The 15392-nt window shown below is 39.9% G+C and carries 16 protein-coding genes; 6 read left to right on the forward strand and 10 right to left on the reverse strand.

All coding sequences use genetic code 11. The features are described 5' to 3' along the window. Positions 1-118: 118 nt before the first annotated feature. On the reverse strand, positions 119-1051 hold the full coding sequence (locus tag CSV69_RS14205; RefSeq protein ID WP_099693738.1) for a methyl-accepting chemotaxis protein: 933 nt from the start codon (positions 1049-1051) through the stop codon (positions 119-121). Positions 1052-1080: 29 nt separating this feature from the next. Further along, positions 1081-1905, reverse strand: coding sequence for an aldo/keto reductase (locus tag CSV69_RS14210; RefSeq protein ID WP_099693739.1), 825 nt, complete (start codon positions 1903-1905; stop codon positions 1081-1083). A gap of 155 nt (positions 1906-2060) precedes the next feature. Here CSV69_RS14210 and CSV69_RS14215 point away from each other — a divergent pair, with 155 nt between their 5' ends. Beyond that, positions 2061-3359: an NCS2 family permease gene (locus tag CSV69_RS14215; protein WP_099693740.1), complete on the forward strand. Its 1299-nt coding sequence runs from the start codon at positions 2061-2063 to the stop codon at positions 3357-3359. A 258-nt stretch (positions 3360-3617) separates the two neighbouring features. Here CSV69_RS14215 and trmL read toward each other — a convergent pair whose 3' ends face one another. Together trmL and queG are read right to left on the reverse strand one after the other, a co-directional pair. Further along, the gene (gene trmL, locus CSV69_RS14220) at positions 3618-4094 is read right to left on the reverse strand and encodes a tRNA (uridine(34)/cytosine(34)/5-carboxymethylaminomethyluridine(34)-2'-O)-methyltransferase TrmL (protein WP_099693741.1); all 477 of its coding nucleotides are present in this window, start codon (positions 4092-4094) and stop codon (positions 3618-3620) included. 14 nt (positions 4095-4108) lie between these two features. Next, entirely contained in the window at positions 4109-5245 is a 1137-nt protein-coding gene (queG, locus tag CSV69_RS14225; RefSeq protein ID WP_099693751.1) for a tRNA epoxyqueuosine(34) reductase QueG, read from the reverse strand. A 55-nt stretch (positions 5246-5300) separates the two neighbouring features. On the opposite strand from queG, the gene CSV69_RS14230 reads away from it, so the two are divergent. The 3 genes from CSV69_RS14230 to CSV69_RS14240 all read left to right on the forward strand — a co-directional run bounded on the left by CSV69_RS14230 (position 5301) and on the right by CSV69_RS14240 (position 7261). Beyond that, positions 5301-6008 carry a B3/B4 domain-containing protein gene (locus tag CSV69_RS14230; protein WP_085427011.1) on the forward strand — a complete coding sequence of 236 codons (708 nt, stop codon included), beginning with the start codon at positions 5301-5303 and terminating at the stop codon, positions 6006-6008. Beyond that, positions 6002-6517 carry a hypothetical protein gene (locus tag CSV69_RS14235; RefSeq protein WP_099693742.1) on the forward strand — a complete coding sequence of 172 codons (516 nt, stop codon included), beginning with the start codon at positions 6002-6004 and terminating at the stop codon, positions 6515-6517. The genes CSV69_RS14230 and CSV69_RS14235 overlap by 7 nt, the downstream gene beginning before the upstream one ends. 363 nt (positions 6518-6880) lie before the next feature. After that, positions 6881-7261: a hypothetical protein gene (locus CSV69_RS14240; protein ID WP_233192403.1), complete on the forward strand. Its 381-nt coding sequence runs from the start codon at positions 6881-6883 to the stop codon at positions 7259-7261. 19 nt (positions 7262-7280) lie between these two features. Here CSV69_RS14240 and CSV69_RS14245 read toward each other — a convergent pair whose 3' ends face one another. From CSV69_RS14245 to CSV69_RS14265, 5 genes are read right to left on the reverse strand one after another with little or no spacing between them, the layout of a single operon-like run. Further along, complete coding sequence (locus CSV69_RS14245; protein WP_099693744.1) at positions 7281-7793, reverse strand: (2Fe-2S)-binding protein; 513 nt, start codon at positions 7791-7793, stop codon at positions 7281-7283. Continuing rightward, the gene (locus CSV69_RS14250; RefSeq protein WP_099693745.1) at positions 7790-8626 is read right to left on the reverse strand and encodes an FAD binding domain-containing protein; all 837 of its coding nucleotides are present in this window, start codon (positions 8624-8626) and stop codon (positions 7790-7792) included. The genes CSV69_RS14245 and CSV69_RS14250 overlap by 4 nt, the downstream gene beginning before the upstream one ends. Next, positions 8623-10968 (reverse strand): xanthine dehydrogenase family protein molybdopterin-binding subunit, encoded by a 2346-nt coding sequence (locus CSV69_RS14255; RefSeq protein WP_099693746.1) that lies wholly within the window; start codon positions 10966-10968, stop codon positions 8623-8625. Before CSV69_RS14255 ends, CSV69_RS14250 begins: the two co-directional genes overlap by 4 nt. A 25-nt stretch (positions 10969-10993) precedes the next feature. Beyond that, positions 10994-11185, reverse strand: coding sequence for a capping complex subunit for YIEGIA (locus CSV69_RS14260; protein ID WP_099693747.1), 192 nt, complete (start codon positions 11183-11185; stop codon positions 10994-10996). A gap of 45 nt (positions 11186-11230) precedes the next feature. Further along, on the reverse strand, positions 11231-12109 hold the full coding sequence (locus tag CSV69_RS14265; protein ID WP_099693748.1) for a YIEGIA family protein: 879 nt from the start codon (positions 12107-12109) through the stop codon (positions 11231-11233). 149 nt (positions 12110-12258) lie between these two features. Between CSV69_RS14265 and CSV69_RS14270 the strand changes: the two genes are divergently transcribed. Beyond that, positions 12259-13248, forward strand: a complete 990-nt coding sequence (locus CSV69_RS14270; RefSeq protein ID WP_143560837.1) for an XdhC family protein — start codon at positions 12259-12261, stop codon at positions 13246-13248. Further along, on the forward strand, positions 13245-13862 hold the full coding sequence (locus tag CSV69_RS14275; RefSeq protein WP_099693750.1) for an NTP transferase domain-containing protein: 618 nt from the start codon (positions 13245-13247) through the stop codon (positions 13860-13862). The genes CSV69_RS14270 and CSV69_RS14275 overlap by 4 nt, the downstream gene beginning before the upstream one ends. Before the next feature lie 641 nt (positions 13863-14503). Here CSV69_RS14275 and CSV69_RS14280 read toward each other — a convergent pair. Continuing rightward, positions 14504-14701: a hypothetical protein gene (locus CSV69_RS14280; protein WP_085427021.1), complete on the reverse strand. Its 198-nt coding sequence runs from the start codon at positions 14699-14701 to the stop codon at positions 14504-14506. Positions 14702-15392 lie beyond the last annotated feature (691 nt).

A 15392-nucleotide genomic window follows, 5' to 3' on the forward strand; every position in this document is an offset into this window, starting at 1 on the left:
CACAAATTCACTCACTATTTCCACGTATTTGCTTTTGAACTTAAACAAGTTCACCAAGTATTTGTAGAAGCAAAAAAAATGCCCTGGAAGTGGTAGCTTCCAAGGCATTCATATTCAACTACTTCACCAACAACTGCTCAATCCCGCTCTCTAAGCGCTTATCCACTTCCTTCGCATCATGAATATGCTCCACAATCAACTCATGCGCAGAAGAAAATAAAGAATTCGCTTTCTGTAACTCTACCTGCATAAGCGCGGATAATTCATTCTGTTCCACAATCATCTTCTCAATAGAAGAAATATCCACCTGACTCCCTTGGACCGTCTCCAAAATATGATCAATTTTAGACGCAGTCTGCAAACTTACCGCCACACCTTGTTCAATCAACTTCGAACTCTTTTTCGTAGCCTCTAGCGCTTGCAAGATCTCCTCTTTTAAAGAATTCGTTAACTGCTGGATATCCTTTGTGCTAGTAGACGTGCTTTCCGCCAGCTTTCGAACTTCCTGTGCAACGACAGAAAACCCTTTGCCGTACTCTCCTGCTCTCGCTGCCTCAATTGAAGCATTCAATGCCAACAGATTCGTTTGCGCTGCGATGTTTTCAATCACACCTACAATGGACTGAATCTCTACGGACCGATCGCTCAATTGCGTCATACTTTCTTCCGACTTCTCCATATGCGTGCCTAAATCATTCATAACTTGAGCCGTTAAACGGACATCCTCCGCTCCATTTTCCGCTTCTTTCACCATGTATAATGATTTTTCTTCCAATGAACGACCATTTTCATGCAGCTGCGCAGAAGACTTTGTCGTTTTCTCACTTAATTCCTGAATGATATGAAAGCTTGATTCAATATCAGATACTGCTTCACCTAAGACATTGTGCTGAGCGTTCACTTTCTCGTGTTGAGCGACTGCTGCAGTTAATTCTGTCTCTACTTGTTTAAATCGGCTGTTATCTGCTTGCTCGACTTCAACTGGTGTCGGTTGTTCCGTCACCTTCTCTTCCACTACGCGCCGATCTGGCTGTCGTCTAAAGATCCCCACGTTACGTTCCCCCTTTTATCCAGATTTATTTAAAACGAATCTGGATTCTGACCTGTCCGTTCATCTTGATTTAATGCATTAATCAATGCCATATCAGAAAGCGTTAATTCGAAATCAACTATTTCACTATTTTCTTTAATCCGATCAAATGAAATCGATTTTGGGATGACAATCAATCCATTTTGGATATGCCATCTAATGATGACTTGCGCAACAGTCTTTCCGTGCTGTGCAGCAATCGCCATGAGTGTTGCATCTTCTAAAATTTGTCCCCTAGCTAATGGACTCCATGAAGTGACCGCGATTTGATGCTCGCTGCAAAACTGGCGCAATGGTTCTTGGGTTAGACGCGGGTGAACTTCTATTTGATTCACCATTGGTCGGATATTCGCAATCGCAAATATTTCTCGTAAATGGGCTTCATGATGATTGGAAACGCCTGTAGCTCGAATCAATTTTTCATCATATAATCTTTCAATTGCTCGATATGTATCCACATAGCTGCCTGTAACTGGCCAGTGTGTTAAATATAGATCTAGATAGTTCATATCTAATCTCGTCAATGAACGCTCGAATGCACGCAATGTTTCATCATACCCTTGTTCGTCATTCCACACTTTGGATGTCACAAACAAGTCTTCACGCGCGATACCCGTGTTACGGATTGCTTCACCTACAACTTGTTCATTATCGTAAATAGATGCTGTATCAATTGCACGATAGCCTAATGAAACCGCTTTCTCAACTGCCTGCATCGTTTGCTCCGGTTCTGTCATCTTATATGTACCTAAACCGAACTGCGGCATCTGCACGCCGTTACCTAGTATAACCATCTGATCAAAAATCGTTGACATAATAACTCCTCCTCTATGAACTCATAGTGTAATTGTACATTATTTTACAGGTTTTACGAATACATTTTCGATATAATAAGTTGATTTCTTTCATAAAAACGAATATTATTGTCTATGGTCTTTACTATGTTCGTAATTTAAGGAGAGAATACACTGTGTTTCAATTAAAGAAAAATCAAACGACTGTCAAAACAGAACTTCTGGCGGGAATGACTACTTTCCTAACGATGGTTTATATTGTCATCGTCAATCCTATTATTTTATCCGAGGCCGGAGTTCCGTTTGATCAAGTCTTTTTAGCTACTATTATAGCCACTGTCATCGGTACGCTTTGGATGGCGTTATTTGCAAATTATCCTATCGCCATTGCACCCGGTATGGGATTGAACGCGTACTTTGCTTCTGTCGTTATCGGATCGGACGGTCAACTAGATTATCTGACGGCTTTTTCTGCAGTATTTATTGCAGGTCTCATCTTTGTATTATTATCGATGACTTCTTTCCGAGAAAAACTAATTGAGGAAATTCCCGAAAACCTTAAACATGGGATCACAGCCGGAATTGGACTATTTATCGCATTCATCGGCCTGCGATTATCAGGATTAGTCGTTCCGCATGAGTCCAATATCGTGCAGCTAGGGGAACTCACCTCGCCTGCCGTACTACTGACCTTGTTCGGATTACTCGTGACGATTGTTTTGATGAACCGCAACGTCTATGGCGCTATATTCATTGGAATGATTGCAACAGGCCTTGTCGCATTTTTCACCAAGCAGTTACAATTCGATGGGGTTATGAAAATACCTCACCTTCCTGAAGGCATTCTTGTATGGAATCCAGTACTGGCAATGGGAGATGTTATTTCATACGGTTTATACGGTGTCGTCCTGTCGTTTTTACTTGTTACTTTATTCGATACAACCGGAACGATGATTGGAGTAGCTAAGCAAGCTGGACTCATGAAAGGTAATTCTTTACCTCGTGCACGCCACGCGCTTCTAGCTGACTCAGTAGCCGCCACAGTCGGCTCAATGGTCGGAACCAGCCCAACATCCGCTTATGTTGAATCGTCGTCTGGCGTAGCTGTAGGTGGTCGTACAGGGTTGACTACTTTAACAGTTGCAGTGCTATTCATAGCCGCAGCATTTTTCAGTCCTATCGTCAGTGCTTTGTCTGGTGTCGCGGCTATTACGGCACCTGCTTTGATTATTGTTGGTAGTTTGATGATCGGCGCAGTGAAAAATATCGATTGGGATTCATTCGACGAATCTTTCCCTGCATTTCTTGTCATTTTGACGATGCCGCTTACTTCAAGTATTGCGACTGGTATCGCACTTGGGTTTATCACATACCCGTTATTGAAGATTACAAAGGGCAAGGGTAAGCAAGTTCCCATGTTGATGTATATCTTCGCGGTACTATTCACCTATCAGCTACTATTCCTGCCTCACTAAGATTTGTTAGGAACCTGTCACATAAAATGACGAAGATTATTTCATTTATATAATTTTTACGGTATACTGTATGAAGGACTATCGATTTCATAGGAGGTACAAACAATGAGACTAATTCTAATTATTGCTGTTTGTTTTGCATTCTTATCTGCAATCTTGACTGGCGGATACGATAACAAGCCAGGCGAATCAAAAACGAACCAAATGAAGTAAATAGAAAAGGGATTGGCCATGAGCCAATCCCCTTTTTTTTATGCATTATGTTAAATGTGCAAATTTCTGTTGACGAAGTGCTTCATAAATGAGGATCGCAGCCGTATTCGACAAGTTCAATGAACGGATGTGCTCATCGTTCATAGGTATGCGTAAACAACTCTCTTTATATTTCTTCGTAATTTCATTCGGCAAGCCGGTAGTCTCTTTTCCAAACACAAAGAAAATATCCTTATTAGTATCCGAGTAATCAAACGTATCATAGCTCGTCTCTCCGAATTTTGTAATAAAATAAAACTCGCCTTCCGGATACGCATCTATAAACTCCTGAATTCCTTCATGATACGTAATGTCAACATGTTCCCAGTAATCTAAGCCCGCCCGTTTCAACATTTTATCTTCAGTAGAAAAACCAAGTGGCTTTATTAAATGGAGAGCTGTATCGGTTCCCGCGCAAGTACGTGAAATATTCCCTGTATTTGCTGGAATTTGTGGTTCGAATAATGCAACGTGAATCGTCATCTTACTACCTTCTTTCAATTTATGTGGAGCTGTTCCATAGCTTGTGTAATTTCACTTACTACAAACTCATCTTCTTCCGTAATCAAACTTTCAGTCAGCACTTCTTGCGCTTCTATCTTTCCAATCTCACCAAGTGCCCATGCCGCTGTTCCTCTAATCATCGGCCGCGGATCTTCTTTTAACAATCTTGTTAATTCAGGTATCGCTGCTTCGTCTTTAAAATGCGCCAAAGCAATCAATGCATTTCGCTGAATTGGATTCTTTCCGCGCCAAGAGCCTGACATATAGCCATACTGCTCTTTGAACTGTCGGTTGGATAAGGTCAATAGTGACAGCAGCAAAGGTTTCACAAGCTCCGGCTCAGGTGTGAATTCCAGCTGGTGTGTGTGATTCATTCCTTTGTTTTTCGGACAAACCGTTTGGCACGTATCACATCCATACAATCGATTCCCGATCTTATGTCGAAACTCTTCAGGTACAGGTTTCTTTGTTTGTGTCAAAAATGCAATGCAACGCTGGGCATCTAATTGTCCTGGTTGTACAAGTGCACCTGTCGGACAGACATCCAAGCATAAATTACAATCTAGACACTGATCTTCCATCGGCTCATCTGGTGCAAACGGCAAATTCGTAATCATCTCACCCAAGTAAACATAAGATCCGAACTCCGGTGTAATGATCGAACAGTTCTTAGCCGACCAACCGATGCCTGCACGTTCTGCTACTGCACGATCTACAAGCTCTCCTGTATCTACCATGGAACGAAGTCGCGCATCTGGTACCTTAGTAAGAATGAATAATTCAAGCTGTGCTAGTTTGTCACGCAACACGGTATGATAATCTTCACCCCAAGAAGCCCTGCAAAACATACCACGACGTTCCCCTTTTTTCCCACGGGGACTATCTGACATTTTTGAGGGGTACGCAACGGCTATAGCTATAATACTCTCTGCTTGATCTAGCAATAATAAAGGCTCTGTTCGTTTCTCTATATCCGGCTCTTCAAAACCGGATTGATAGTTCAATCGTTGCTGTTGTTTCAGACGATCTTTCAATTTCATAAACGGAGCTGCCGTCGTAAAACCAATTTTATCTATTCCAATGGACGCCGCAAACGTTTGTATTTCTTGCTGTAACTGAGCGACATTCACCATTCTCCGCCTCCCTTATGATAAGATGAAGTAAAATTACAAGCAGGTGGTACTGATGCAACTTACTGTTAATTCTTCTATATTCGCGAAAATCCCTGATTTTAAATTAGGCATAATCTATTATAACAAAACAATCGTCTCTGCATCACCTCAGATGCTAAAAGGACGACTACAATTATTTCAAGAACAATTATATTTCGAACTACTTGACAAAGACTTCGCAGATTTCAAAGGTCTAGCAGAATGGCAATCCATCTGGACAACTCTTGGTGCAGACCTTTCGACTAAGCCACCAGCTCTTCAATTACTCTTACAGCAGATCAAAGATCGACACTATACTTCTTCTTTCCATAGTGCAGAAGATCTGAACACGTTCTTTTCTCTGCAATACGAAATCCCAACAGTTATTTACGATGCTGACAAAATAGCGGGAGATATTTTGTTGTCTGTCGGCAGCGCTGAGGACGGCTACGAAGGATTGAATAATCAATTCAATACCTTTGAAAACATTTTACTCCTAAGCGACGGTTACAGTCCATTTGGTAGCCCATATGTCGATTCTATACGAACGGCCGTAACTGAGGAAACTGAAAACATTATACAACTGCTTTTCATTCATCCTTCATTGGAACAAGAAAAGGCTCAACAACTAGTCGAAGCTTGTGGTAAAATGTTCACTAGCATAAACGGTGGTGACTATCATAGTTCTGTAGTGGATAGTCAAAATCCTAACTTTATCCTAACAAAAGAGGTGGAATCATGAATATTACATTAGCCGAAGGCATTAAATTAAAAAGTATTCTATCCAAGCAAATACGTGAACTCGAAACAGAAGCCCAACGAGTGGCTTTCATAACGATTGAAAAAGGTGCACCACGTCCAATAATTAGCCGAACATTACAAGACGTAGAAGCCGAGATGGAACAAGTTAGACTAGATCAACGCAAACTAGATTATCTCATCTATGTAGCAAACAGCACAAATACAGTAGAATTTGAAAACCAACAACTGCCATTAGTTGAAGCCATTGAACTAGCTATCCAATTGCGTGCAAAGTCTTCTTACTATAAACAATTCTCTTTAGCGAGTAAAGAAGAAATACAATATGGTTTTGCCGAATCGACTACGATTTATCGTGTAGCATTGTTTGATCCAGAAGAATATCGATTGAAAGCACAACAAGCTGAAAAAGCAGCGCATCAATTATCGAATCGTATCAACATGAAAAACTATACAATCGTTCTCGACTTCGATGGCGCTAACTACTTTTAACCTCAAAAAGGTGAGACTCCTTTTTGAGGCGTAGAGTGGGGAATATGAACACAAACTTGCTAAACCCATTACTTGTTACCCTTTACACATTGACCAATGACCCATTACCAACCACGTCCATGGCAATGAACCCTTACTGAGTAACACCCTTTCATATTTCTCCTCTATGGCCTGCTGCCTGTCATTTTGACAGACAGCAGGTATTTTTATATTTTGTCATGATAAAAAAGAGGTGCGATCTAGCTAGCCCAGAAATAATCTGGAGAATAGTGATTCAGCATTTCTTGAAGTGTCATCCTTATAAATACTTTAAATTTGGGTAGACTAAAGTGAAATAAATAATTGGGATGAGGAGTCATGACTATGTCAAACAAGCCGCAAGGTCAAAGCTATAAAGAACAACAAATGAAACAGCAGCAACAACAATTGAAGGATAACCAATCGCTAGTAGAACAACAATTCGATACAAAAAAGAAGATGGCGTTGCAAGCGATGCAACAGGCGGTACAATCACTTCAGCAAATGTCCTCTATGTCAGACTTGGCAACGTTACAACAAGCACAACAACAACTCCAACAAGCAGTTCAGCAGCTAAATTATATGCAAGGCATCTCCATTACACAATCTACAACTGCTGAACAACAGCAACTAGAACAAGTACAACAACAAATTGAACAAGCCGCACAAACACTTCAGCTCATTCAATCACTTAACAGCGGAAATCAAAGCTTTAAAAAAGGGTAAAAAACACATCCAGAACTTTCTATTTTGAAAGTCCTGGATGTGTTTTATTTATGGAATGATCATTTGATCCAATCAATGAATTCACTGCATCTTTAATTTCTTGATATCCTGTACATCTGCAAATATTGGATTGTAACCACTTCTCTACGATTTCTTCATTCGCATTTGGATGGTCGGTCAGTAACGCATGACAATTGACGATAAAACCGGGTGTACAAAACCCGCATTGAATCGCCCATTTATCAACAAAAGCTTCTCGAACAGGCGAATCTAATAGTCCTTCAATTGTTGTGATTGGTAAATCAACAACTTCAACTGCTAATGATAGGCATGAATGGCTAGGTTCTCCGTTAATAAGTACCGTGCATGCCCCGCAATCCCCATTTTCACACGACTGTTTGGCGCCTGTTAATCCAAGCTTTTCCCTTAAAGTAGACAGCAAAGTATCCGCGTTTCGAACAGCCACTTCCTGTGTTTCCCCGTTCACATGTAAATGAATAAAAGCTTTAGATGCTGTGTTTTGCTTATTCATTCGCCCATCTCCATTTCTTCTATGACATCTAGCAACACATTTTTTAACACAAATGCCCTATACTCTCTAGAACCTTGGAGATCATCCACGATACTTGAAGGCAGATTGTCCATGACTTTGTCTATTCTATCCATAACAGGGATGGTTAAATCATTTATGATCGTCTCTATTTCACTAGATCTGAAAGGATAATTACACACACCGCTAAAAGCAATACGTAATCGGTTTCCCTTCAAAATTGCTGCTACCGATACGACAGGATAACCTACTTTCGAAAATTTTGTCCTTTTTAGACTTATATACGGTAGATCGATATAGGATGAATCAATAATAATTTGAAGAAGTAATTCCCCTGGAGACAGTTTTATTTTCCTATCAAATAGGGACTGTAAGGAGACAACTCTTTCATCAGTCCCCTTCAAAACTTTTACTTTCGCATCTACTAGCAAAAGTGGTAAAATACTTTCCTTATATATCAATTCACTATTAATATTCCCACCTATTGTAATTTTGTTTCGCGAGGTGTGATCTGCGATTTGTTCCACAGTAGCCCCTAGAAACGGAAATAGGTTGGAATCCGTAATTTTATTTAATGAAACCGCTGCTCCAATTAGTAAATCACCGCCACGCATTTCCAACACATTACATTCAGGAATTCCTTTACTATCAATGATCGCATCTGCATAAATCTTGTTCGTACGGGCAAAGGTAATAAATTCAGTGCCACCCGATATGAACAAGGCCTTTTCACCTTGTTCATGAACCTCGTTGTACATATCTATTATTTCCGTAACGGAAGAAGGTTTAAAGTACGTAAAATCAAAAGAAATCATTTAGTTCCCTCCTTCTTCTTTTGCCAAATGGATTCTGGTGTAAGTGGTAATTCATTTAACTCCACATCAGTTGCAATGGAAAGACTGTTTGCCAAACATGCGGGTGCTCCAATAACGCCATATTCACCTATTCCACGGGCACCAAAAGGTCCATCAATTGCTGGGCTTTCGATAAAATCCACATGATATTCTGTCGGTTGTTCACCATAGCGCAACATTGGATAGCCCCGAAGGTCTGAGTTTTGTACAATTCCCTGATCATCAAAAACAAACTTTTCGCTTGTCGCATAACTCAAGCCCATATACATGCCGCCACGCATTTGTTGTGTGGCTGTCATCGGGTTAATAATGGTGCCTCCGTCAAGGACCGTGACGCCTTTTAAAATAGAATACGTAAAATCCCTTGTGTCTAATTCAATTTCTACAGCTTGTACACCAACCGACCACCACGGTCCGGGCTTCCCAAAACCGGTTTGTTGATCCATCGGCGTTAAATGTCGCTGTATATGTTTCCCGATACCGACAATTTGTCCTTCTATTGAATGCCCACTTGGATACGTATAACCCAAGGAAATATCCTTAATATCCACACCAAATGTAGGATCAGGCTTTAAGTACACCCTTCCACCGCCAACTTCTAAGTCATCAGGAGAACATTGCAACACAACGGCAGCTGTTTTCTTTAACTGTGCAATTGCATGATCTGCAGCGTATACGACAGCCCTTCCCGCTAAAAAAGTTGAACTGCTCGCAACGGTACGCCATTGGTGAGGGTCGTATTGTGTATTGACTTCCATTGTGACATGAACTTTATTCATGTCCATGCCTAACTTTTCTGCAAGAATTTGTCCGAGTATCGTTTTAGTTCCTTGTCCTAACTCTATCGCTGCACAATTTAAATTCACGCTACCGTCTGCTTCAAAAATAATAATGGCGCCTGCCTGTGCATTTGTAGCCGTCGTGGAAGTTTTCCAAAACGTACTAATCCCTTTCGCGCGCACTTTGTTCTTTCCACTCTTAACTTTTTGTCCTTCATCCCACTTGATTAACTCTTTAGCACGGTTAATGCATTTCTCCAAATCGCCAATATTATTCGCTGTCAAGACGGTTTGAGTCGGAGTTGTATCTCCTGGTTTAATACCATTCATCATACGAAACTGAAGAGGATCCATTTGTAACTTCTCAGCTAGCTGATCCATTGTTCGTTCAACTGCAAATGTTAGCTCGGGATGTCCATATCCCCTAAATGAAGTCGCAAAAGGATGATTTGTATACATACAATATGAGTCACACCATACATTTGGAATGTTATAAGGACCTGTACAATCAAGTGCCGCCGCCCTTGTAATTCCTGCGGCTTGATCAGAATACGCACCTGAATCAAGTAAATACGTATATTTCCCCGCTACCAACTTCCCTTCTTTCGTTACCCCAAGCTGAACGGTTGCGTCGAAGCCAATTCGACAAGGTGCTGTTGTCATATCTTCTTCTCGGTCAAACTCCAATTTCACTAATTTTCCACCAACTGCTTTCGAAGCCAAATAAGCAAGTGGTTCTAACTGAACAGTTCCCTTCCCACCAAACGCACCACCTACCATCGGAATATGAACGAGGATATCTCCAACGTCGACATTAAAAAATTGGTTGAGCACTTTTTTGATTGTAAATGGTGACTGACTACAGGAGTGGACAATGACCTTGCCCGCTGGATTAATTTCAACTCGCGTACTTCTCGTTTCCATCGCGACATGATCTGAAAGATTAAATGAATAAGTCGCTGTGATGGTTTCCTCACAATTTGCCCAAGCTGCATCAAAGTCACCTTTACGAATTTTAATATGACTCCCAATATTTGTAGACGCTTTTGGATAGACATCGCTTATGATTTTCGTGTATTGTTCAGCGTTGTCATGTACAAGTGGCGCATCTTTTAGAAATGCTTGTTGCACGGAGTTCACAATAGGTAAAGGTTCATATACAACTTTAACTTTCTCGGTTGCACGTTTTGCCTGGTGTTCATGATCTGCTACGATAATCGCCACAGGTTCACCATAATAACGGACTTTCTCAAATGCCAATGGAGGTCGGTCCGCCAATATAGGTCCTATATGGAACGGAAACATATTGCCAGTAACAATTGCACGCACACCAGGCATTTTCCATGCTTCAGTCGTATCTACGGAAATAATCCTGGCATGGGCTTGTGTGCTTTTCACAAGTTTGGCATGCATAAGTCCAGGAGCTGAGTAATCCCCTATATACCTAACTTTTCCTGTCGATTTTTCCACCGCATCAATCCGTTGTTCTGGTTTCCCAACTGTGGACCATGGTTTATTCGTCATTCACTTAACGCCTCCTGAACTATAGTTATCGAGCTACTATAATGACTGTGTCCTTGTTCACTTCATGTGCTGAAGCATCCATAATTTTCTCAATCGTCATGCTTATTTCTTGTAATTCCATTTCATCTATCACAATGAAAACAGGCGCTCCTCCCCCTTGAATTACTTCGGGCTTCGTCGTAATAACTGCAACAATTTCCGCGTGTTGATTTTCCAATTTACTCAACCTCCAAATACAAAATCCATAAATAACACTATTATTTTATGTGTTGTCCTTATCGGCTTCCTTAGGCATCCGAATTGCACTATCCAGAATCGGAACTTTGTCTAACACTGCTTTAATCTGATTAAATTCTTTTTCTCGTGGCAAGAAAAACAATGCAATTCGACCGTCTGCCATATCTCTTTTCGTAAGTGGAATTAACGCTGGTTCACCTGAGTCAAGATAGCTCCCTAGAATAGTTGCCACATGATGTAGCATCGCCTGTCGTTGTCCTAGGAAAGACAATGTAACAATACTGTTTTGATTTTTCGGTGTAACGATTGCACCCACTGCTTGTTCAGTGATGATTTTTCTCGTATCCTCTAATCCCACATTTTTAATTAATATATCGTCAACGAAAAGCGTTGGCCCTTCAAAGCGGATTGCCGCTTCTTTAACATCTGCGATATCACTCAAAAACTTACCTGACATATTGAACTTCACAACAATCAGCATAATAATTCCACCGATAATACCTATCCAAAATGAAAATACGGCGCACAATGTAGTGACAAGTGCCGTGAACATTACTAAATAATTTCTGCTTTCAAACGCCTGAGCCATCCCTTCGACAAAAGGTGCTCCGCGCTTCACAAGTTCGAATTCATCTATTTTCTCAAGTGATTCCCTTTCCATTTTCCTCACTTCCCGGAACTGAGTCGCTGCAAGGCCTAGAAATGTAACCGCAGTCCAATCAGATTCTAGAACAGCAGGAATTGCTACAGCACCGATGAAAGCAGATATAAAACCAAATGAGAGATGAATAATCCTTCCAGTAGGATAGGTTGGATATTGCCGAAAGTCCGTGCGTAACAATAGCATTCGTGCAATAAAGCCAAAAATAATTCCGATGATAACCGGAAGTAAGTAAGTATCCACATGTATCCCCCTAGAAATAGTATTGATCTACCGTATTCTAACCAATACAAACACAATTTATAATGTGGGGATGATATTTTAAAAATGAATAATAGGATTACGTAATGGATAAGGTGATTTAAAAGGATGAAGGTGAAAAGTTGAAATCTATGCAGCAAATAATCGAAACGGTCTTGGCTGACACTCAACCCGCTGCACTTGCAATAATAGTTAATGTGGAAGGATCCTCTTATCGAAAGGAAGGTACGTGGATGCTTATTCAAGAGAGCGGTGTACAGATCGGAATGATAAGTGGTGGTTGTTTAGAAAATGATTTACATAGTCATGCGACGCAATTGTTTAGGACAGGCAAAGCAACTACTGTCCAATATGATTTAAGTTCTGAGGACGACCTTGGATGGGGACGTGGTGCAGGATGTAACGGTGTTGTCACTGTATGGATACGCGACATTGATGAGGATTTCCGAGGAGTCCTTGATATCCTACACAAGCAGATGCAAGCCCATGAACCTGCATACTTTCTTCAATCAATGACAGACATTAACCAGTACGGCTGTATAACCTCAGATGGAAAACGATTTGGCAAAATACAATCAAATATTATGCTAAATTTTATTGACGTTATCCCCTACCAAAGAATAGCTAAACAAATGAACTTTGGTGAAGAAATGGTATATTTCCAACTTATTTGGCCACAACCCCATCTTTATATAATTGGAGCGGGCCTCGACGCAAGACCACTTGCTCAGCTTTCAGGGAATATCGGCTATGCCGTTCATCTCTTGGATTGGCGTAGCAATATTTGTAACGAAATGCACTTTCCCACTGCAGCTTCTATTCAAATTGGCGACGTTAAAAAACTGCTATCAAATATTAAATTCAGCTCGTTGGATTCAGTGATCCTCATGACACATGATTTTCAATTAGACTTTGAAATCGGACGGTATTTGCTTGAACGCAAGTTGTTGTATTTTGGCATATTAGGGTCAAAAAAAAGAACGAAACGCCTATTTGATGGAGGACTTCCAAATAGTGTTCATTCACCAGTAGGACTATCGATTGGAGCGGATGGACCTGAAGAAATTGCTGTAAGTATCGTAGCGGAACTCATTGCTGTGAGAAGAGGAAAAATGATATGAAAATCATTGGCATTTATCTAGCTGCCGGAAATAGCACACGGATGGGTACTCATAAATTAGCATTGCCTGTTGGTACTATGTCTCTCGGTAGCTTGGCACTGGAAACTGCATTAAATTCTCCACTGGATGAAATTTTTGTAATTACTAAAGACACAGATGACACAGAATGGATTCCTTCACATATGAAATCCAACGCTAAATGCACAATCATTCAATGTCCTACTTCAAATGAAGGCCAATCTGAATCCTTGCACTGCGGTATTCAACACGCACAAGAACGACATGCTGATGGTGTACTCGTCATGCTAGCCGACCAACCATTTATAACGGTTCAAATGCTTTCTGAAATGATTACTTGTATGAGTGAAAAGCCCGACTGCAGATTTGTAGCCACTACATCCAAACAAGTCACTATGCCCCCCGTTCTATTTTCTGCCTACATGTACCCTGAACTTTTAAAGTTACGCGGAGATAAGGGAGCGCGAGCAATTTTAAAAGGTGACTTTCTCCAACAAGGAAAGCTTCTAAATTGTAACGACAAAAGACTAGTTTTCGATGTCGATACAGTTAAGGATTACGAAACACTTAAAGCATTCAATAAAGGAAATGAATAAAGTACTTCTTTACACTTTACTAGCAAACTCGATTAATTAAAATAAGAAAGTTGTTGTAATTCAATCACTGAATATCGAAGGATGTTTAAAGCCATTTTGTAAAGTATAGATATAGAACTTCCTCATACTACTATACAATTCAAATCACATTATATTAATTTGTTACGTTTGATTCTCGTTATACACACCGCTCGTGTGTCAGCATCTACGCATTGGCCTGTATCGTTGTTCCTGGATTATAGTATATCAATCCAGTATATGAGCCCTCTGTGGCTGCTGCACGATCATTCAAACAGGCAACGCGCTCTTACCTTTTTACTGGAATATAAAAAATAACACAGCATATGCTATGTTCTTTTGATGATACCCGAGGCCGGTTTCTTTTATCGCCTATAGATACTTTAGGTACAACACTTCCGGCAATGCTTGTGTATAATTTGTGCATAATCATTTTATTGTGCATTTTAGCCGTTTACTCTTTTGACAGAGTAAACGCTTTTTTATGCTAATATCTTCCTAAAATATTCGGCAATCAGCTGCTAAATAAATATGGTTTCAAATTGCATTCTTTGTTTTGAAGTTTTCCAAAACATATTAAACACATAAATAGCTCCGCTTTTAATGAATAACTTCCACGTTTATTATTTTTCTTCACGAAGCCAATTATTAAGCCAGTTAACTTCTTCTTGTGACAAGGGCTCTTCTTTTTCTTCTCTAGCAAATACATTATTCCAATTCGCTTCTTCCCCTTCTAAATGAGCTTCCCAATTACGCATAACTTTAACCGCTTTTTCTGTTTCTAATCGGGGTCTAGTTTTAAAAGGAATTATAATGACCATATTCCCGACCTCTTTCGATTAAACGTGTTCCCTGTATTATAAGAGTTTATTTTGAAAGTATCAAAAGTCTTGGAAATAAAATAGTTCAATGTCGATATTTCAGTAAATTACCCTTTTTCTAGTCCGGCTAATTAATTCGAATATATTGAAGTGTTTATATACTGATGAATGTAAGGTATAATGAAATCAATGTGCCGCAAACGGGCCATTTTGTAGGAAAGATAGGATTTTATGAACAACTGAATGTACTCGTTATATGCGTTGATTTTGGGTATTGTTGCTTTTTTACAGGTGAGATTGTAACTTTTATAATGCTTGGTTTTATCCTCATCGCTCTTATTAATATCAACACAACCCTAAAAAAGCTCGTTAAGAAAGATGATGAATAGAATGGGTTGAAATCTATAAGGTTGATTAGAAGTTGTACCGCTATCTGGGGCGTTTGTGAAGTAAGCCAAGCTTTATACTTACATAAAAAAGCATCAATGAAATAATAATCGATTTCATTGATGCTTTTTCTTTATATTTCTGAGACGTTTAGCAGCATTTTTATAAACGGCCAATTGTACAATCAAGTTAGCCATCTAAATTCAAATAAAAAAATGCCACTATAAAATTTCGTGTATCATTGAAGTTACGAGACAAACAATGAGAGGAAGTTTTATAGTGGCACAACTTGAGAATACCATAC

The sequence above is a fragment of the Sporosarcina sp. P26b genome (assembly GCF_002743245.1).
Taxonomy (GTDB): Bacteria; Bacillota; Bacilli; order Bacillales_A; family Planococcaceae; genus Sporosarcina; species Sporosarcina ureae_C.